Origin of the sequence: Enterobacter sp. MGH 16 (genome assembly GCF_000493175.1) — a bacterium.
Taxonomy (GTDB): domain Bacteria; phylum Pseudomonadota; class Gammaproteobacteria; order Enterobacterales; family Enterobacteriaceae; genus Enterobacter; species Enterobacter roggenkampii.
In genome coordinates this window covers 4,409,467-4,428,604 of the sequence record NZ_KI535695.1, presented here as the reverse complement: position 1 = coordinate 4,428,604, position 19,138 = coordinate 4,409,467, and the positions used below count along the sequence as shown (strand labels likewise).

The 19,138-nt window shown below is 58.8% G+C and carries 16 protein-coding genes and 1 pseudogene; 13 read left to right on the top strand and 4 right to left on the bottom strand.

From position 1 onward, the window contains the following. Position 1: 1 nt before the first annotated feature. From arcC to L362_RS02250, 4 genes are all read left to right on the top strand, one after another. Positions 2-913 carry a carbamate kinase gene (gene arcC / locus L362_RS02235; RefSeq protein ID WP_023345327.1) on the top strand — a complete coding sequence of 304 codons (912 nt, stop codon included), beginning with the start codon at positions 2-4 and terminating at the stop codon, positions 911-913. Positions 914-939: 26 nt separating this feature from the next. Continuing rightward, positions 940-1,944, top strand: a complete 1,005-nt coding sequence (gene argF / locus L362_RS02240) for an ornithine carbamoyltransferase (protein WP_023345326.1) — start codon at positions 940-942, stop codon at positions 1,942-1,944. 47 nt (positions 1,945-1,991) lie between these two features. After that, positions 1,992-3,395, top strand: a complete 1,404-nt coding sequence (locus L362_RS02245; protein ID WP_008501387.1) for a YfcC family protein — start codon at positions 1,992-1,994, stop codon at positions 3,393-3,395. Positions 3,396-3,475: 80 nt separating this feature from the next. Then, positions 3,476-3,955, top strand: coding sequence for an arginine repressor (locus tag L362_RS02250; RefSeq protein WP_025912003.1), 480 nt, complete (start codon positions 3,476-3,478; stop codon positions 3,953-3,955). Between the two features lie 3 nt (positions 3,956-3,958). Here L362_RS02250 and L362_RS24740 read toward each other — a convergent pair. After that, positions 3,959-4,076 (bottom strand): annotated as a pseudogene (locus L362_RS24740) (hypothetical protein). Here L362_RS24740 and L362_RS24230 point away from each other — a divergent pair. From L362_RS24230 to ridA, 4 genes are all read left to right on the top strand, one after another. Then, a complete protein-coding gene (locus tag L362_RS24230; RefSeq protein ID WP_022646880.1) occupies positions 4,056-4,160 on the top strand; it encodes a pyrBI operon leader peptide in 105 nt (34 codons plus the stop codon). The pseudogene L362_RS24740 and the gene L362_RS24230 overlap by 21 nt on opposite strands. A gap of 34 nt (positions 4,161-4,194) precedes the next feature. Next, positions 4,195-5,127 (top strand): aspartate carbamoyltransferase, encoded by a 933-nt coding sequence (gene pyrB / locus L362_RS02255; RefSeq protein WP_023326589.1) that lies wholly within the window; start codon positions 4,195-4,197, stop codon positions 5,125-5,127. 12 nt (positions 5,128-5,139) lie between these two features. Beyond that, entirely contained in the window at positions 5,140-5,601 is a 462-nt protein-coding gene (gene pyrI / locus L362_RS02260; protein WP_008501390.1) for an aspartate carbamoyltransferase regulatory subunit, read from the top strand. Between the two features lie 73 nt (positions 5,602-5,674). Continuing rightward, the gene (ridA, locus tag L362_RS02265; protein WP_008501391.1) at positions 5,675-6,061 is read left to right on the top strand and encodes a 2-iminobutanoate/2-iminopropanoate deaminase; all 387 of its coding nucleotides are present in this window, start codon (positions 5,675-5,677) and stop codon (positions 6,059-6,061) included. Between the two features lie 51 nt (positions 6,062-6,112). On the opposite strand, the gene L362_RS02270 is transcribed toward ridA, so the two are convergent. Next, positions 6,113-8,497, bottom strand: a complete 2,385-nt coding sequence (locus L362_RS02270) for a beta-N-acetylhexosaminidase (RefSeq protein WP_023345325.1) — start codon at positions 8,495-8,497, stop codon at positions 6,113-6,115. Between the two features lie 202 nt (positions 8,498-8,699). Further along, positions 8,700-11,408, bottom strand: a complete 2,709-nt coding sequence (mgtA, locus tag L362_RS02275) for a magnesium-translocating P-type ATPase (protein WP_023345324.1) — start codon at positions 11,406-11,408, stop codon at positions 8,700-8,702. 391 nt (positions 11,409-11,799) lie between these two features. On the opposite strand from mgtA, the gene treR reads away from it, so the two are divergent. The 4 genes from treR (at position 11,800) to L362_RS02295 (ending at position 16,884) form a co-directional block, all read left to right on the top strand. Next, positions 11,800-12,747, top strand: a complete 948-nt coding sequence (gene treR / locus L362_RS02280) for a trehalose operon repressor TreR (RefSeq protein WP_023345323.1) — start codon at positions 11,800-11,802, stop codon at positions 12,745-12,747. 129 nt (positions 12,748-12,876) lie between these two features. After that, entirely contained in the window at positions 12,877-14,295 is a 1,419-nt protein-coding gene (gene treB, locus L362_RS02285; RefSeq protein WP_008501395.1) for a PTS trehalose transporter subunit IIBC, read from the top strand. 51 nt (positions 14,296-14,346) lie between these two features. Beyond that, positions 14,347-16,002, top strand: coding sequence for an alpha,alpha-phosphotrehalase (gene treC, locus L362_RS02290; RefSeq protein ID WP_023345322.1), 1,656 nt, complete (start codon positions 14,347-14,349; stop codon positions 16,000-16,002). 135 nt (positions 16,003-16,137) lie between these two features. Beyond that, positions 16,138-16,884: an oligogalacturonate-specific porin KdgM family protein gene (locus tag L362_RS02295; RefSeq protein WP_023293417.1), complete on the top strand. Its 747-nt coding sequence runs from the start codon at positions 16,138-16,140 to the stop codon at positions 16,882-16,884. 8 nt (positions 16,885-16,892) lie between these two features. Here the strand turns inward: L362_RS02295 and L362_RS02300 are convergent, their stop codons facing one another. Continuing rightward, positions 16,893-17,552 (bottom strand): MurR/RpiR family transcriptional regulator, encoded by a 660-nt coding sequence (locus L362_RS02300; RefSeq protein ID WP_023293418.1) that lies wholly within the window; start codon positions 17,550-17,552, stop codon positions 16,893-16,895. A 179-nt stretch (positions 17,553-17,731) separates the two neighbouring features. Here L362_RS02300 and L362_RS02305 point away from each other — a divergent pair, with 179 nt between their 5' ends. After that, complete coding sequence (locus L362_RS02305) at positions 17,732-19,129, top strand: PTS fructose transporter subunit IIC (protein WP_071787691.1); 1,398 nt, start codon at positions 17,732-17,734, stop codon at positions 19,127-19,129. The last annotated feature ends 9 nt before the right edge of the window (positions 19,130-19,138 follow it).

The window sequence follows — 19,138 nt, the reverse complement described above, 5'->3', positions numbered from 1 at the left end:
CATGGAACGAAAACCCACTCTGGTTGTGGCCCTGGGCGGCAACGCGCTGCTCAAGCGCGGCGAGCCGCTGGAAGCGGAGATCCAGCGCCAGAACATCGAGCAGGCCGCCCGCACCATCGCCGGCTTAACGGCGCAGTGGCGCGTGGTGCTGGTGCACGGCAACGGCCCGCAGGTCGGACTGCTGGCGCTGCAAAACAGCGCCTACGACAAAGTCACACCCTACCCGCTGGACGTTCTTGGCGCCGAAAGCCAGGGAATGATCGGCTACATGCTCCAGCAGGCGCTGAAAAACAGCCTGCCGCAGCGGGAGGTGAGCGTTCTGCTCACTCAGGTAGAAGTGGACGCCGCCGACCCGGCCTTCAGCAACCCGACCAAATACATCGGCCCGGTGTACAGCGAAGCCCAGGCAAAAATGCTGGCCGCAGAGAAAGGCTGGGTGTTTAAGGCCGACGGCAGCTACGTCCGCCGCGTGGTGCCGTCGCCGCAGCCGAAGCGCATCGTCGAGAGCGACGCCATCACCGCGCTGATTCAGCGCGACCACCTGGTGATCTGCAACGGCGGCGGCGGCGTACCGGTGGTGGAAAACGCCAACGGCTATCGCGGGATTGAGGCGGTGATCGACAAAGACCTCTCCGCTGCCCTGCTGGCGAGGCAGATCGAGGCCGACGCCCTGCTGATTTTGACCGATGCCGACGCGGTGTACCTCGACTGGGGCAAACCAACCCAGCGTCCGCTGGCGCAGGTGACGCCGGAGCTGCTCAGGGGCATGCAGTTCGACGCCGGATCGATGGGGCCGAAGGTGGCCGCCTGCCGCGAGTTCGTTGAAGCCTGCAATGGGATAGCCGGGATCGGCGCGCTGGCCGACGGCGCGGAGATCCTCGCGGGCGAGAAAGGCACGTTGATTCGTAACTGAACACTCATTTTAAAAAGGATTTAGCCATGACCATCAACCTGAAAAACCGCAACTTCCTCAAACTGCTGGACTACACCCCGGCGGAGATCCAGTACCTGATCGACCTCGCCATCGAGCTCAAGGCCGCCAAAAAAGCCGGGCGCGAGAAGCAAACCCTGGTCGGGAAAAACATCGCCCTGATCTTTGAAAAAACCTCCACCCGCACCCGCTGCGCCTTCGAAGTGGGCGCGTTCGACCAGGGCGCGCAGGTCACCTATCTCGGCCCAAGCGGCTCGCAGATTGGCCATAAAGAGTCGATGAAAGACACCGCCCGCGTGCTGGGCCGCATGTACGACGGCATCGAATACCGCGGCTACGGCCAGGCCATCGTCGAAGAGCTGGGCGAGTACGCGGGCGTGCCGGTATGGAACGGCCTGACCGACGAGTTCCACCCGACCCAAATTCTCGCCGACCTGATGACCATGCTGGAGCACTCCCCGGGCAAAACCCTGCCGGAGCTGAGCTTTGCCTATCTCGGCGACGCGCGCAACAACATGGGCAACTCCCTGATGGTCGGCGCGGCCAAGATGGGGATGGATATCCGCCTCGTGGCGCCGAAATCCTTCTGGCCGGAAGCGGGGCTGGTTGAGCAGTGCCGCGCCATTGCGAAAGAGACGGGCGCGCGCATCACCCTCACCGACGACGTGGAAGAAGGCGTGCAGGGGACCGATTTCCTCTACACCGACGTGTGGGTCTCCATGGGCGAGCCGAAGGAAGCCTGGGCCGAGCGCGTCAGCCTGATGAAGCCGTATCAGATTAACGCCCGGGTGATGAAGGCCACCGGCAACCCGAACGTCAAATTCATGCACTGCCTGCCGGCATTCCACAACGAGCACACTAAGGTGGGCCGCGAGATCGAGATGGCGTACGGGCTGAAGGGGCTGGAGGTGACGGAAGAGGTCTTCGAATCACCGAACTCCATCGTCTTCGACGAAGCAGAGAACCGCATGCACACCATTAAAGCGGTCATGGTGGCGACACTCGGCGACTAATCACCGCCCGGCGCGCCTCGGGGTGCGCCGGGCTTCAGGAGAACATCATGGGCAAGTTCAAGTTTCCCTCCGCTTACACCATTCTCTTTTTTCTGATTGCCGTCGTGGCCGTGCTGACGTGGATTGTCCCGGCCGGGCAGTACCATATGGCAATGAACGAGGCGCTCGGCAAAGACGTCCCCGTTGCAGGCACCTACGCGCACGTCGCGGCGCATCCGCAGGGGCTGGTTTCGGTGCTGATGGCGCCGATTGCCGGGCTGTACGATCCGGAATCCGGCCAGGCCGGGGCGATCGACGTGGCGCTGTTTATTCTGATCATCGGGGGATTCCTCGGGATCGTCACCAAAACCGGGGCGATTGACGCCGGGATCGAGCGTGTAACCACCCGGCTGCGCGGACGCGAGGAGTGGATGATCCCGATCCTGATGGCGCTGTTTGCCGCAGGCGGCACGATTTACGGTATGGCCGAAGAGTCACTGCCCTTCTATACCTTACTGGTGCCGGTGATGCTGGCCGCGCGGTTCGATCCGGTTGTCGCTGCATCTACCGTGCTGCTCGGGGCGGGGATCGGCACCCTCGGCTCCACCATTAACCCGTTTGCCACGGTGATCGCCGCCAACGCCGCCGGGATCCCCTTCACCAACGGCATCGCCCTGCGCGTGGCGCTGCTGGTCATCGGCTGGATCATCTGCGTGGCGTGGGTGATGCGCTACGCCCGCAAGGTGCGTAAGGATCCCTCGCAGTCCATCGTTGCAGACAAGCAGGAGGAGAACCTCGCCCATTTCCTCGGCAACAAGGGCGAGCAGTCCCTGGAATTCACCCCGGTGCGCAAAATCATCCTGGTGATTTTCGCTCTGGCCTTCGCGGTGATGATTTACGGCGTGGCGGTGCTGGGCTGGTGGATGGCGGAGATTTCAGCGGTGTTTCTCGCCAGCGCGATCATCGTCGGCCTGATTGCCCGCATGAGCGAAGAGGAGCTGACGTCGACGTTTATCAACGGCGCGCGAGATTTGCTGGGCGTCGCGCTGATTATCGGCATCGCGCGCGGTATCGTAGTCATCATGGATAAGGGCATGATTACCCACACCATTTTGCACAGCGCGGAAGGCCTGGTCAGCGGGTTGTCCACGGTAGCGTTTATCAACGTGATGTACTGGCTGGAAGTCGTGCTGTCGTTTCTTGTGCCTTCTTCATCCGGCCTGGCCGTTCTGACGATGCCGATCATGGCGCCGCTTGCTGATTTCGCTAACGTCAACCGCGACCTGGTGGTTACGGCTTACCAGTCGGCCTCCGGCATCGTTAACCTCGTCACGCCGACCTCTGCGGTGGTTATGGGCGGGCTGGCTATCGCCCGGGTACCTTACGTGCGCTACCTGAAATGGGTGGCGCCGCTGCTGGCGATCCTGACGGTGGTGATTATGGTGGCGTTAAGTCTGGGGGCGTTGTTGTAATTTGCCGGATGGCGCTGCGCTTATCCGGCCTACGGATCGGTGCGGTGTCACCGGTTATTTCGGGAACTGATATGGGAAACATGATGGATTACGAAGAGTACTCTCCCAAAGAACAGCTGCAGCTCACGGTGTGCCAGCGTTTGATCGCCGAAAAGAGTTACCTTTCGCAGGAAGAGATTCGCCGCGACCTGCAGGAGAGAGGGTTTGACAGCATCAGCCAGTCGACCGTTTCGCGATTGCTGAAGTTGCTCGGAGTCATAAAAATTCGAAATGCCAAAGGGCTAAAGATTTATTCGTTGAATCCTCAGCTGCGCCCTGCCCCCGACGCCGCGCGTACCGTTTCGGAAATGGTGGTCAGCGTTGAGCATAATAGCGAGTTTATCCTTGTCCATACCGTCGCCGGATATGGCCGCGCGGTGGCGCGTATTCTGGATTATCACCAGCTTCCGGAAATTTTAGGCGTGGTGGCCGGCAGCAGTATTGTCTGGGTCGCCCCCCGGGTGGTGAAGCGCACCGCGCTGGTGCATAAGCAAATTAATTATTTACTCAGAACGCATTAATATTCACAAAGAACCGTTTGCATTGAGTAAAGCGTGCATTAAATCGCTTGATCCGAAAAGCGAGCTGCGTATAATGCCCGACAATTTGCCGGGAGGAAGCATGGTCAAGCGTGTACGACATAACGTCTTACCGCGTCTGAAATCAGACGCTGGCCTGCCGTTTTTCTTCCCGTTGCTAAACCTATTCCCAGAGCCCCTCATTTGAGGGGCTTTTTTTTGCCCGGCGTCAGGAGATAAACATGAATCCGCTTTATCAAAAACACATCATTTCCATAAACGACCTCAGCCGCGAAGAGCTGGAACTGGTTCTGGAAACCGCGGCAAAACTGAAGGCCAATCCGCAACCGGAGCTGCTGAAGCACAAGGTGATTGCGAGCTGCTTCTTTGAAGCCTCGACCCGCACCCGCCTCTCCTTTGAGACCTCCATGCACCGCCTGGGCGCGAGCGTGGTGGGCTTCTCTGACAGCAGCAACACGTCGCTGGGTAAAAAAGGCGAGACCCTGGCGGATACCATTTCAGTGATTAGCACCTACGTCGACGCGATTGTGATGCGTCACCCGCAGGAGGGCGCGGCGCGCCTGGCAACCGAGTTCTCCGGCGGCATTCCGGTGCTGAACGCCGGTGACGGTGCCAACCAGCACCCAACGCAGACGCTGCTGGATCTGTTCACCATTCAGGAGACCCAAGGCACGCTTGAGAACCTGAACATCGCCATGGTTGGCGACCTGAAGTATGGCCGCACCGTCCACTCCCTGACCCAGGCGCTGGCGAAATTTAACGGCAACCGCTTCTACTTCATAGCCCCGGAGGCGCTGGCGATGCCGCAGTACATTCTCGACATGCTGGACGAGAAAGGCATTGCGTGGAGCCTGCATGCCAGCATCGAAGAGGTGATGAGCCACGTGGATATTCTGTACATGACCCGCGTGCAGAAAGAGCGTCTGGATCCGTCCGAATACGCCAACGTGAAGGCGCAGTTCGTGCTGCGCGCCAGCGACCTGGAAGGCGCGCGCGACAACATGAAGGTCCTGCATCCGCTGCCGCGCATCGATGAAATCACCACAGACGTGGATAAAACGCCGCACGCCTGGTACTTCCAGCAGGCCGGGAACGGCATCTTCGCTCGCCAGGCGTTACTGGCACTGGTTCTGAATCGCGAATTAGCTCTGTAAGGGGAGACGACCATGACACACGATAACAAACTCCAGGTTGAAGCCATCAAGCGTGGCACCGTGATTGACCATATCCCTGCGCAGGTGGGCTTTAAGCTGCTGACGCTGTTCAAACTGACCGAAACTGACCAGCGCATCACCATCGGCCTGAACCTGCCGTCGGGCGAGATGGGCCGCAAAGACCTGATCAAAATCGAGAACACCTTCCTGACCGACGAGCAGGTTAACCAGCTGTCGCTGTACGCGCCGGACGCCACCGTCAACCGCATCGACGAGTACGAAGTGGTCGGCAAATCCCGCCCGAGCCTGCCAGAACGTATCGAAAGCGTGCTGGTCTGCCCGAACAGCAACTGCATCAGTCATGCTGAGCCGGTTTCCTCCAGTTTCGCAGTGAAAAAGCGCGCGAATGACATCGCACTCAAATGCAAATACTGCGAAAAAGAGTTTTCTCATTATGTGGTGCTGGCCAACTAATTGAGGTTGGTAATGAAATCCCGGCTGTTATAATGGCCGGGAACATTCTTAACGCTGTAATTCTGGAGAAAACATGAGCAAAGTACTCGCGACGGAAAATGCACCAGCCGCTATCGGCCCTTACGTTCAGGGCGTTGATCTGGGCAGCATGATCATCACTTCAGGTCAGATCCCCGTAAACCCAAAAACCGGCGCGGTGCCGGAAGATGTCGCGGCGCAGGCGCGTCAGTCGCTGGAAAACGTGCAGGCTATCGTGGAATCTGCCGGCCTGAAAGTGGGTGATATCGTGAAAACCACCGTGTTCGTGAAGGATCTGAACGATTTCGCGACCGTTAACGCCACCTACGAAGCGTTCTTCACCGAGCATAACGCCACCTTCCCGGCGCGCTCCTGCGTGGAAGTGGCGCGTCTGCCAAAAGACGTGAAAATTGAAATCGAAGCGATTGCCGTTCGTCGCTAATTCGCTTTGGCGATGAAAAAAGGCAGCCCAGGCTGCCTTTTTTGTTGCTTGCTACTGATTCCGCGTGGCGCGCAGCAGCGTCTCCAGCGGGTACACCGCCGCAATCACCACTTCGTCCTGCACCTTCGCCGCGTTATCCAGCTCGCTCTGAATCGAGGCGATCTCTTTGTCATCCAGCGTGCCCTGACGCGCCACCAGGTCGGTGAGCCGCAGGCCAATCGACGCCAGCTTATCCACCTCCTGGATCACCGGCTTCATCGCCTTCAGCTGATAGCTGTTTTCGCTTAAGGCCAGCGCGTCGCTGGTGTTGCTCTGCCAGCGGTTAAAGACGTGACGCAGGGCGTCGGCGCTTTCCGTGTCTTCCGCATCGCTCACCAGGCGGTCCGCCCACTTGTGCATCTGGCGCACGGTGGTGCTTTCGGCGTTCAGCGCATCCGCAAAGCGGTTGAGCGGCTCGAACTGATGGTAGTTTCCGGCCTGGAACTTCAGGTGCTGGCGGGTGTAATACTGAGCCGGTTCAATCGCCTGCGCGAGGACCTGCAGCGGCAGCGTGTCGGCATTACCGGCGAGGCGCGTGAACTGCACCTGCTGCTGGGTATGCTGCTGCAGCCCGACCGACACCGTCGACCAGCTGTCCATCGCCTGCAGGCGGGTGTACATGTTGTCGACGTCGTTGACGTCCTGCGCGGACCAGAGCCGCTCCGCCACCGCAAACGTACGCGGCCACAGACGAATATCCAGCACCGGCGCCACCACGTTTTCCGCCCACAGCGCCGCTTCGCCGCCGAGCAGGTTGGACTGGTTCGCCACGTCCGGCACGACGGGCGGAACGCCTTTCGGCACGTCGTCCAGACGCGTGCCGCTAATCGGGTAGCGCGTATTCCCGACGAGGAAATAACCGGAGAGTTTGTCGTTATCAACGGTGACAACCGGGCGCGTTTCGCCCATCCAGGTATCGACGGTGAAGGTCACCTGATTGTCATCCCGCCATTCAATATCCTGCACCGCGCGGCGGGATTTCCCGGCAAAATCAATAAACCCGCGCCAGCCGGCATCCCCTTTCACCAGCGTGAAGCTCCCCTCCACCGGCTTGCCCTTCAGGCGCGGCATGGAGAAGGCCCAGCTCTGGGCGCTGTCGGTGTCCGCTATCACGTCCACGCCGTTTAACCCCTGCGGGACGATCTCGTTGCGGTAGTGATAGGCGGTGGACTGGGGCTGGTCGAGATAAAAGCCGGTCGACAGAATGCCCCTGTAGCCGCTCTGCGCCACCTGCCCCAGCGCGTCCTGGCCCTGCCAGGACTGGATCAGAATGCTTTTCGGTAAGTCAGGATGGTAGATCTCGTCCCAGCCGACCATCTGGCGGTGATGCTTCTCAAGGATCGTTTCCAGCCTGCGGTTGAAGTACGCCTGCAGCGCGTGGCTGTCCGCCAGCCTGTTGTCGCGCATAAACTGCTGGATAGCCGGGTTCGCTTTCCACTGGCTGTCGTCCACTTCGTCGCCGCCGATGTGCAGATACGGATCGGGGAAGATCGCCGCCAGTTCGCTGACCATCGCATCGGCAAAAGCGTAGATTGCGTCTTTTGTGGGATCCAGCACCGGCTTCAGCACGCCCCAGTGGCGTTCCATGGCGTACGGCCCCGGCGCGCTCATTAGCTCCGGGTAGGCCACGGCAATCGCCGAGGCGTGGCCCGGCATGTCGATCTCCGGCACCACGCGAATACCGCGCTCGGCGGCGTAACGCACCACCTCGCGCATCTGCTCAGGCGTGTAGAACAGCCCGTCGCTGGCAAGCTGGGTTAATTTTGGATAACGCTTCGAGCTGAAGCGCCAGCCCTGGTCGTCGGTCAAATGCCAGTGCAGCACGTTGAGCTTCGCCGCGGCCATGCCGTCGATCTGGCGTTTGATATCCGGCAGCGGGAGAAAGTGGCGTGCCGAATCGAGCAGCAGCCCGCGCCACGGGAAGCGCGGTGAATCGTCAATGGTCACCCACGGGATCGAGGTGTTTTCCGCCCCGTTCTGCACCAGCTGGAGCAGGGTTTCCATGGCGCGCAAGGCACCGAAGCGGGTGTTGGCAGAGATGTTCACGCCGTTGGCGTCCACCGTGAGCTTATAGCTTTCATCGCTGTCCGGCAGCGGCTGCGGCTTCACCTTTTTAGCGATGGCGATGCGGATAGTTGGTTTGTCTGGCTTTTCAGCCTGAGGCTGCAGCGTCCAGCCGGTTTGCAGGGCGATGCGCTGGCGCAGTCGGTTGACGGCGTCACCGAGATCGTCCCCGCTGACGCTTACAGAAACGTTGTTGCTAAGCACCAGTGCGCCCTGGGTGGTCGGGCGTTCGACCTTCGCAGGCCAGGGCATTAAGGGGAGATCCCCTGCCGGGGCGGCAAAGGCAGAGGCGCCGAGCATCAGCCCGGCGGTTAAGAGACTGTACCGTAACATGAATGTTCCTTATCTGACGGGCCAAATAAAGGCAAAACATTCTGTTAACATGCGCTCATTTTGTCGTCAAGCGAATGCGCCGACGGAGATCACAGGTTGTTGAATTTGGGAGGAAAGCTATTGCCCGGTGGCGCTGCGCTTACCGGGCCTACGTTTCGGGAGTAGGCCGGGTAAGGCGAAGCCGCCACCCGGCAAACATAACTTACTGCCACCCATACCGACGCGCATAGAACCCTTTCACCATCTGCGTCAGCACCATGTAACCGGCGAGGATCGCTACCAGCCACGGGAAGTAGCTCAGCGGCAGCGCCTGCAGCTGCAGGTAGCTTGCCAGCGGTGAGAACGGCAGCGCGATGCCGAGCGCCATCACAATGCCCGTCATTACAATCAGCGGCCACGCGGCGCGGCTCTGGATAAACGGAATGCGGCGGGTGCGGATCATGTGCACAATCAGCGTCTGCGACAGCAGCCCGACCACGAACCAGCCGGACTGGAACAGCGTCTGGTGTTCCGGGGTGTTGGCGTGGAACACAAACCACATCAGGCAGAAGGTCAGGATGTCGAAGATGGAGCTGATCGGGCCAAAGAACAGCATAAAGCGCCCAAGATCTGCCGGGTTCCAGTGCTGCGGCTTCTGGATCTGCTCGTCGTCCACGTTATCAAACGGGATCGCCACCTGAGACACGTCGTACATCAGGTTCTGGATCAGCAGGTGCAGCGGCAGCATCGGCAGGAACGGCAGAAACGCGCTCGCCACCAGCACGCTGAAGACGTTACCGAAGTTGGAGCTGGCGGTCATCTTGATGTACTTGAGCATATTGGCAAAGGTACGGCGCCCTTCGATCACGCCCTCCTCCAGCACCATCAGGCTCTTTTCCAGCAGAATGATATCCGCCGCTTCGCGGGCAATATCGACCGCCCCGTCTACGGAGATACCGATATCCGCCGCACGCAGGGCGGGCGCATCGTTGATGCCGTCGCCCATGAAGCCCACCACGTGCCCTTCTCGCTTAAGCAGGGTGACGATGCGCTCTTTGTGCATCGGCGTCAGGCGGGCAAACAGCGTGGTGCGCTGGGCCAGCTTCGCCAGCTCGTCATCAGAGAGATGTTCAATATCGCTCCCCACCACCACGTCGCCCGCGTCCAGCCCAACCTCGTGGCACACTTTGGCCGCCACCAGCTCGCTGTCGCCGGTGAGGATTTTCACGGTAATGCCGCTCGCCTTCAGCGCCTTCAGCGCCGGGGCAGTGGTCTCTTTCGGCGGATCGAGGAAGGCGATGTAGCCCTCGAGGATCAGATCGGATTCGTCGATACGCTGATAGTCCCCCTCACGCGCGGGCAGGAACTTGCTCGCCACCGCCACCACGCGCAGCCCCTGACGGTTGAGGTTGTCGGTGACGCGCTTGATGCGGCGCAGCATGGTGTCATCCAGCGGCACGATGTCACCGTTATAGCGCACCTGCGTCGACACGTTGAGGATCTCCTGCAGCGCCCCTTTGCAGATCAGCTGATGCACGTTCGGCTGCTCGCTCACCACCACCGACATACGGCGGCGCTCGAAGTCGAACGGGATCTCATCCACCTTCTGCCAGCGGCCGGAGAGCGTGCGGGCTGACTCTTCATCTACCCCTTCCAGCACCGCGACGTCGAGCAGGTTTTTCAGCCCGGTCTGGTAATGGCTGTTCAGCCACGCGCTGTGCAGCACGCGCTCGCTGGTTTTGCCGGAGATATCAGTGTGGTTCTCCAGCACGATTTTGTCCTGCGTCAGGGTACCGGTTTTATCGGTGCAGAGAATGTCCATCGCGCCAAAGTTTTGAATGGCGTCGAGGTGTTTGACGATCACCTTCTGTTTAGAGAGCTTCACCGCCCCGCGCGCCAGCGTAGAGGTCACAATCATCGGCAGCATTTCCGGCGTTAAGCCGACCGCCACGGAGAGCGCAAACAGCGCCGCCTCCCACCAGTCGCCTTTGGTGTAGCCGTTGATCAGCAGCACGATCGGCGTCATCACCATCATAAAGCGGATCAGCAGCATGCTGACGCGGCCAATCCCTTTCTGGAAGGCATTCGGCTCGCTCTCCTGCTCGCTGACGCGCCCGGCAAGCTGACCAAACCAGGTGTTGCCCCCGGTGGCGGTGACAATCGCCTGCGCGGTGCCGCTGACGACCGTGGTGCCCATAAAGCACAGGGTGTCGCACTCGAGCGGGTTCATCTGCTGCGGGTCGCGGCTGCGCGCCACCTTTTCAACGGGCAGGGATTCGCCGGTCAGGGAAGCCTGCGCCACAAACAGATCGCGCGCCTGGATGATGCGTAAATCCGCTGGGATCATGTCCCCCGCGGCCAGCTTCACCAGATCGCCCGGCACCAGCTGGTCGATAGGCAATTCCACCCAGGCGTTTTCGCCGAGATCGTTGATCACGCGCGAGACGGTCGCGGTGTTGCTGACCATCGCCTTCAGGGCGTCCGCCGCTTTGGTGGAGCGGGCCTCCTGAATAAAGTTCAGCAGCGTGGAGATGCCCACCATCAGGGCAATCACCCCTGCGGCAAACAGATCTTCCGTCGCGTAGGAGATGAGGCCGAGCACGGTCAGCAGCAGGTTGAACGGGTTGCGGTAGCAGAGCCACAGATGCACCCACCACGGAGAGGGCTTTTGCGCCGGAATGAGGTTATCGCCATGCACGGCGCGGATTTTTTCCACTTCTGCCGCGTTCAGCCCTTCCGGGTGTCCGCCAAAGGCGCGCCAGACTTCGTTTTCATCCATCGCCGCCACGTTCAGGCAGCGTTCGGTCAGGGACGCGGGGATCGCCGCCCCCGCCATGTTTTTGGCGTTTGGCAGCGGGTCGCGCTGAACAAGACGGTGTGGCAGGTGGCGGCTCAGCAGGGCCTGCAGCTGCCGGGTGATATTTTTAAACATCGTCATTCCTCCGCATCCGCAAAGGCGGACGCAGCATTTCCTTCAGGCGTGGCAAAGCCGTACCTGAGAGGCACTCAATTTTTCAAGCAGGAACGTTTGGAACGCTGCTGCCTCACATCACCGGTGAGTCAGCAACAGGCTGGCTTACCGGAAAGAACGCATTCTCCCGTTCAGGAGAGGTGTGGGATCGGGATCCATGAAGCCTCCGGTAAGTAAAAAGTAGGGTGTCGCCGCGCAGTATAAGGATTTAAGCGTACCCTTTTTGATGATTCGGGCGGTATTATACCCCCCTGCAAATAAACCGAACGTAAACCAGATTTAGCCCATAGCGAAATCGCGCTATAGCATTAGGCTCAATTCATTACATTGTCGTTGTTACAGGGAATACAGCATGCAGAACCGCCTTACGATTAAAGACATCGCGCGTTTAAGCGGCGTGGGGAAATCGACCGTCTCACGCGTGCTGAACAACGAAAGCGGCGTCAGCGAACGCACCCGCGAGCGCGTTGAGGCGGTCATGAATCAGCACGGCTTTTCCCCTTCCCGCTCCGCGCGCGCCATGCGCGGGCAAAGTGACAAAGTGGTCGCCATCATTGTCTCGCGTCTGGATTCTCTGTCTGAAAACCTCGCCGTGCAGACCATGCTGCCCGCCTTCTACGAACAGGGATATGACCCGATCATGATGGAGAGCCAGTTCTCGCCCCAGCTGGTAGAAGAGCATCTGGGGATGCTCCAGCGGCGCAACATTGACGGCGTGGTGCTGTTCGGCTTTACCGGCATTAAAGACGAGATGCTGAAACCCTGGCAGCCGTCGCTGGTGCTGCTGGCGCGCGATGCCCACGGTTTTGCCTCCGTCTGCTATGACGACGAGGGCGCGATTATCACCCTGATGCAGCGCCTGTTTGACGAAGGTCATCGCCACATCAGCTTCCTCGGCGTACCGCACGCGGACGTTACCACCGGCAAGCGGCGCCATGAGGCCTATCTGACGTTTTGCAAAAAGCACAACCTCTCCGCCGTGGCCTCCCTGCCGGGGCTGGGCATGAAGCAGGGCTACGAGCAGGTCGCCAGCGTCCTGACGCCGCAGACCACCGCGCTGGTGTGCGCCACGGATACGCTGGCGCTGGGCGCGAGTAAATATCTGCAGGAGCAGCGTATCGACAGTCTGCAGGTGGCGAGCGTCGGCAGCACGCCGCTGATGAAGTTTTTGCACCCGGAGATCATCACCGTCGATCCGGGCTACGCTGAGTCCGGCAGACAGGCCGCCGCGCAGCTGATCGAGCAGATCAACGGGCGCGCAGAGCCGCGTCAGATCGTTATTCCTGCCCACCTTTCATAACCCCCACCAATCGGTTTATTGTGATCTTCGCCCGATTTCGGGAACGTTCCCATTTTCGCCGTCACGCTGAAGGAGTAGGCTTGCGCTCAGGTCATTACACCCCCTCACCATCTGTCATGAGGTTTCATGATGAGTAAAGTCAAACAAGCAGATATTGATCAGCTGATCGTCCTGGTCGGCGGCCGCGAAAACATCGCAACCGTTAGCCATTGCATTACCCGCCTGCGCTTCGTGCTGAACGATCCGGCCAAAGCGAACCCGAAGGCGATTGAAGAGCTTTCCATGGTAAAAGGCTGCTTCACCAACGCCGGTCAGTTCCAGGTGGTGATTGGTACCGAAGTGGGCGATTACTATCAGGCTCTGCTGGCGACCACCGGGCACAGCGCGGCGGATAAAGAGCAGGCCAAGAAGGCTGCGCGCCAGAATATGAAGTGGCACGAGCAGCTGATTTCCCACTTCGCGGAGATCTTCTTCCCGCTGCTGCCGGCGCTGATCAGCGGAGGCCTGATTTTAGGCTTCCGTAACGTCATCGGCGACGTGCCGATGAGCGACGGCAAGACCCTGGCGCAGATGTACCCGGCGCTGAAAACCGTGTACGACTTCCTGTGGCTGATTGGCGAAGCGATCTTCTTCTATCTGCCGGTCGGGATTTGCTGGTCCGCGGTGCGCAAGATGGGCGGTACCCCGATTCTGGGTATCGTGCTGGGCGTCACGCTGGTCTCTCCGCAGTTAATGAACGCTTACTTACTTGGTCAACAGGTGCCAGAGGTGTGGAACTTCGGCCTGTTTAGCATCGCCAAAGTGGGCTATCAGGCGCAGGTCATTCCGGCCCTGCTGGCGGGCCTGGCGCTGGGCTTTATTGAAACCCGACTGAAACGCATCGTGCCGGATTACCTTTATCTGGTGGTGGTGCCGGTGTGCTCGCTGATTCTGGCGGTGTTCCTGGCGCATGCCTTTATCGGTCCGTTTGGCCGCATGATTGGCGACGGCGTGGCCTTCGCGGTGCGTCACCTGATGACCGGCAGCTTCGCCCCGATTGGCGCCGCGCTGTTTGGCTTCCTGTACGCCCCGCTGGTGATCACCGGCGTGCACCAGACCACGCTGGCGATTGATATGCAGATGATCCAGAGCCTCGGCGGCACGCCGGTCTGGCCGATTATCGCCCTGTCGAACATTGCTCAGGCGTCCGCGGTGACCGGCATCATTATCGTCAGCCGCAAGCACAACGAACGCGAGATCTCCGTTCCGGCGGCCATCTCCGCCTACCTCGGCGTCACCGAACCGGCAATGTACGGTATCAACCTGAAATACCGCTTCCCGATGCTCTGCGCGATGATCGGTTCCGGTCTGGCAGGCCTGGTGTGTGGACTGAACGGCGTGATGGCGAACGGGATTGGCGTCGGCGGCCTGCCGGGCATCCTCTCCATCCAGCCCGCTTACTGGCAGGTGTTTGCCCTGGCAATGGCCATCGCCATTATCGTCCCAATGGCGCTCACCACCGTGGTTTACCAGCGTAAGTTCCGTCAGGGCTCGCTGCAGATTGTTTAACTTCATCTTTCGGGGCGCAGTTGCGCCCCTTCGCATTTGCAGGAACGCATTATGAATACCCTTCCTCACTGGTGGCAGAACGGCGTCATCTACCAGATTTACCCAAAGAGCTTCCAGGACACCACCGGCAGCGGCACCGGCGATTTACGCGGCGTGACGCAGCGTCTGGACTATCTGAAAACCCTCGGCATTGACGCCATCTGGCTGACGCCGTTTTATATCTCTCCGCAGGTGGACAACGGCTACGACGTGGCGAACTACACCGCCATCGATCCGGCCTACGGCACGCTGGATGATTTCGACGAGCTGGTCGCTGAGGCGCACGCGCGCGGCATTCGCATCGTGCTGGACATGGTGTTTAACCACACCTCCACGCAGCACGCCTGGTTCCGCGAGTCGCTGAACAAAGCGAGCCCGTACCGCCAGTTCTACATCTGGCGAGACGGCTCGCCGGAGCAGTTGCCCAACAACTGGCGCTCCAAGTTTGGCGGCAACGCCTGGCGCTGGCACGCCGAGAGCGAGCAGTATTATCTGCACCTCTTCGCCCCGGAGCAGGCGGACCTCAACTGGGAGAATCCGGCCGTGCGCGCCGAACTGAAAAAGGTGTGCGAGTTCTGGGCCGATCGCGGCGTCGACGGCCTGCGTCTGGACGTCATTAACCTGATTTCAAAAGATCAGGATTTCCCGGACGACAACATCGGCGACGGTCGCCGCTTCTATACCGACGGGCCGCGCATTCATGAATATCTCCAGGAGATGAGCCGCGACGTCTTTACGCCGCGTAATCTGATGACGGTGGGCGAGATGTCCTCGACCTCGCTGGAGAACTGCCAGCAGTATGCGTCTCTCGACGGGCGCGAGCTGTCGATGACCTTTAACTTCCATCATCTGAAGGTGGATTACCCCGGCGGCGAAAAGTGGACGCTGGCGAAGCCGGACTTCGTGGCGCTGAAAACCCTCTTCCGCCACTGGCAGCAGGGGATGCACAACAAAGCCTGGAATGCACTGTTCTGGTGTAACCACGACCAGCCGCGCATCGTGTCGCGCTTCGGTGACGAAGGAGAATACCGGATTCACGCCGCGAAAATGCTCGGCATGGTGCTGCACGGGATGCAGGGCACGCCGTATATCTATCAGGGTGAAGAGCTTGGCATGACCAACCCGCACTTCAGCCGCATCACCGATTACCGCGACGTGGAAAGTCTGAACATGTTCGCCGAATTGCGCGCCAGCGGCCGCGAGCCGGATGAATTACTGGCGATTCTGGCGAGCAAGTCCCGCGACAACGGGCGAACCCCAATGCAGTGGGACGCGTCGCACAATGCGGGCTTTACCGAGGGCGAGCCGTGGATTGGCGTCTGCGATAACTACGAAACCGTGAACGCCCGCGCGGCGCTGGACGATGCGGATTCGGTGTTCTACACCTATCAGTCGCTGATTCGCCTGCGCAAAACCCTCCCGGTGCTGACGTGGGGAGATTATGAGGATCTCCTGCCGGAACACCCTTCCCTGTGGTGCTATCGCCGCCAGTGGCAGGGGCAGACGCTGATGGTGGTGGCGAACCTGAGCCGGGAACGCCAGCAGTGGCAGCCGGACCCGGTACAGGGCGCCTGGCGGGTCGCTCTCGGCAACTATGATGACGTTCCCTCCCGCCCCAATGCGCGGCTATTGCGCCCGTTTGAAGCCATCTGGTGGGTGCAGGAATAAATACCAGGAGATACAGCATGCTGTATCTCCTTTTTTAGGTTTAGCGATACGCTAAATGTACGACGATAACTTTTACATCACGCTGTGCCCAAAATAAAAATAGCCCTGCCAATTAAATAACCTCGGCAGGATATGATGAAAAAGACAATTATTAAAGCAACGTGTATTAGCGCATTATTATTAAGCACGCAGGGATGGTGCGGAAATACATCCGTCGACCTTCGATTTGGTCATAATACGCGCTCAGACGTAAATGATTCACGTATTAAGGTCATGCATCAGGCAAATAACGGTTTTTACTTCTCCGTTGAAGCCGCACAAAACCACAACGATACCTTTTTTGGTGATACCGACCGATATAATCCCGATGACAAAGGGTTAACGGAAGCAGCACAGGAGATTGAAACGCGCTGGCGCTTCGATCTGGGTAATGGCTTCGCCGTTGCGCCTGGCATGGTGACGGTTTTCACCGCCAGCAATACCCATTACCGCCCCTTCATTCAGGGCTGGAAAGCGTTCGATAACGGTCTGAACCTCTCCGCCCGTTACCGATATAACACCGTCAATGACGCACACAGCGACAAAGAAGTAGACGGCAGCGGCTACACCCGCCGCCAGTCACACCAGTTCGACATTTGGTTCGCGTATAACATTGGCAAATTCGGTATGTCCTACAACCCGCGCTTCCGCTGGCAGGATGATGTCGATCAGGGAACCGGGGATGACACCTACTGGGAGCATACCGTTGCGTTCAACTACAAGCTCGACGATGGCTGGACGCCTTACGTCGAGCTGGTTTCACTGGATAAAACCTACATCACTGCCGATGGCAGTCATGAAAATGATTATGCCGTACGTCTGGGGATAGTGAAGCAACTCTGACGGTCTGACTACACCGTATCGTGCTGCAGCAGCCTGCAGCCGATACGGTCCACGGCGCTTAACAGTTCAAGCTGCCCTTCCCGCTGATACAGCGATACCGCGTTAATGTCGATCGGTAACGGCCAGCATAGCGATGAGATCGCCGCCAGTGTCGATCCCTCGCGGGTAATCGCAATAATCTTTAACCCTTTGCGCAACGCGTTACGCGCCATTTCAATCAGCGACTGCGTCTCCCCGGATTTACTGATCAGCACCAGCGTCCCCTTCGATACCCGTGTCAGCTGGTGCATGTCATTCAAAATAAGGTGCGGCAGGCTCGCCAGCGATAAAAAGCGCGACAGGTAATTGAGGCTGGTGAGCGAGGCTCCCCGTGCGTACAGATAGATATGGCTGGAATGGGTAAGCAACCCGGACACCTCCGCCACAATATCGTCCGCCTGCGGCCCTACGTCAGGCTCTACGGGTGCGGGTGTAAAATGATCGCGCAAAAAACGATACCGAAGCTCGGTATAACTTTTATAGCCCATTTTTTTACACACACGATTAACGGAAGTTGTCGTCGTAAAGGTATCACGGGCAATCTCTTTTGCCGATATATTAGAAATATTACATGCGTGATGCTGAATGTATTCAAATATCAAACGTTCACTTCCCTGGAATGAATTCATAAATTACGCCCTGTTTAATCCCGGCATGATATTAACACAACGGGAAAATAGTCTCTGGAAGACGCTTCACACATTGCATTTACGCGTATCACGATACGTAATTAGTATTAGCAAACATTAAAAACCGGTTTAGGTTCTCTTTATACTTTCCCTGTTTTCACATCCAGGGAATTATGACAATGACGAAACAAAAAGTTGTCGCGGTAACAGCCTGCCCGACGGGCATTGCGCACACCTTTATGGCGGCGAATAAAATTATTGCATGGGCTAAAGCGCACAATATTGAGGTTAAGGTCGAAACGCAGGGCAGCGACGGCGTTAAAAACCGCTTAACGAAGCAGGACATCGCCTCCGCCACGGCCATTATTCTGGCAACCGACGTCCCCATTCAGGATGCCGAGCGCTTTGAAAACATTCCTCACCTTCAGACCCGTACGCAAGAGCTGATCAAGCATACCGATCGCTATCTGCGTCAGGCGCTGGCCATGGAAAAAAGCATCACCACTGTCGTACATGAAGACGATCTTCAGCGTTCGGCTTACCAGATTTTTATCGGCCATATCATGGCAGCCATCAGCTATATGCTGCCGGTGGTGGTCATGGGCGGGCTGATGATGGCGACGGCTAAAATTACCGGCCAGTTTATTAACATCGAACATTCGCCGTTCAGCGTGCTGGATAAAGTGGGCTTTATGACCATCAAGTTCATGTATCCGGTTTTCGCTATGTATCTGGCATTTTCCATTGCCGGCAAACCGGCGCTGATCCCCGGGCTTATCGGCGGCATCATGTCAGACGAGGTCTACAAGCGCTTCTTCGATATCGACGGCTTTATGCCGTCCGGCTTCTTTGGCGCGATTGGCATCGGCTTCTTTGTAGGCTATCTGGTGCGCTGGCTGAATGATTCCATTCACGTCCGCCAGCAGCTCACCACCATTAAGACCATGCTGATCGTCCCGCTGATCACCGGCATTACGCTGGTGATGGTCATGGAATACCTGATCAACCCGATTTTTGGCTCGCTTAACCAGCTGATGGTGGTCTTTTTTACCTCGGCAGGTGACACCGGGCGCGGATTCTATTCCGCGATGATCGCCGCGGGCACCGCGTTCGACCTGGGCGGTCCGGTCAACAAGGCGGCAGGCTCGGTCGCGCTCGGCCTGAATGGCATGAGCGAAACGTTTGATCTCACCGCCCGCGAACTCTCCATCGTGATCCCCTCTATTGGCGTCGGCTTTGCGGCGTTTCTCAACGGCCGCTTTGGACTACCGGATGTCTTCAGCCGGGAAGAGAAAACCGTCGGGAGTACCTCGTTGCTGCTGGGCGTGATTGGGATCTCCGAAGGCGCGATCCCGTTCATCCTGAAAAACCCACGTCTGATCCCGGTGTTCATGACCGGTGCCGTTGCCGGCGCGCTAATCGCCATTGCACTTGGCGTGAAGCAGACGCTGCCTCTGCCTGCCATCTGGGGCTGGCCGCTGGCAACCAATGTGGTGGGCTACCTGGCGAGCGTCTTTATTGGCGCACTGATTTGCGCCCTGGGCGTGCTCTATGTCAGCCCAAAGAACGCCAGGTAAGGGGAACGT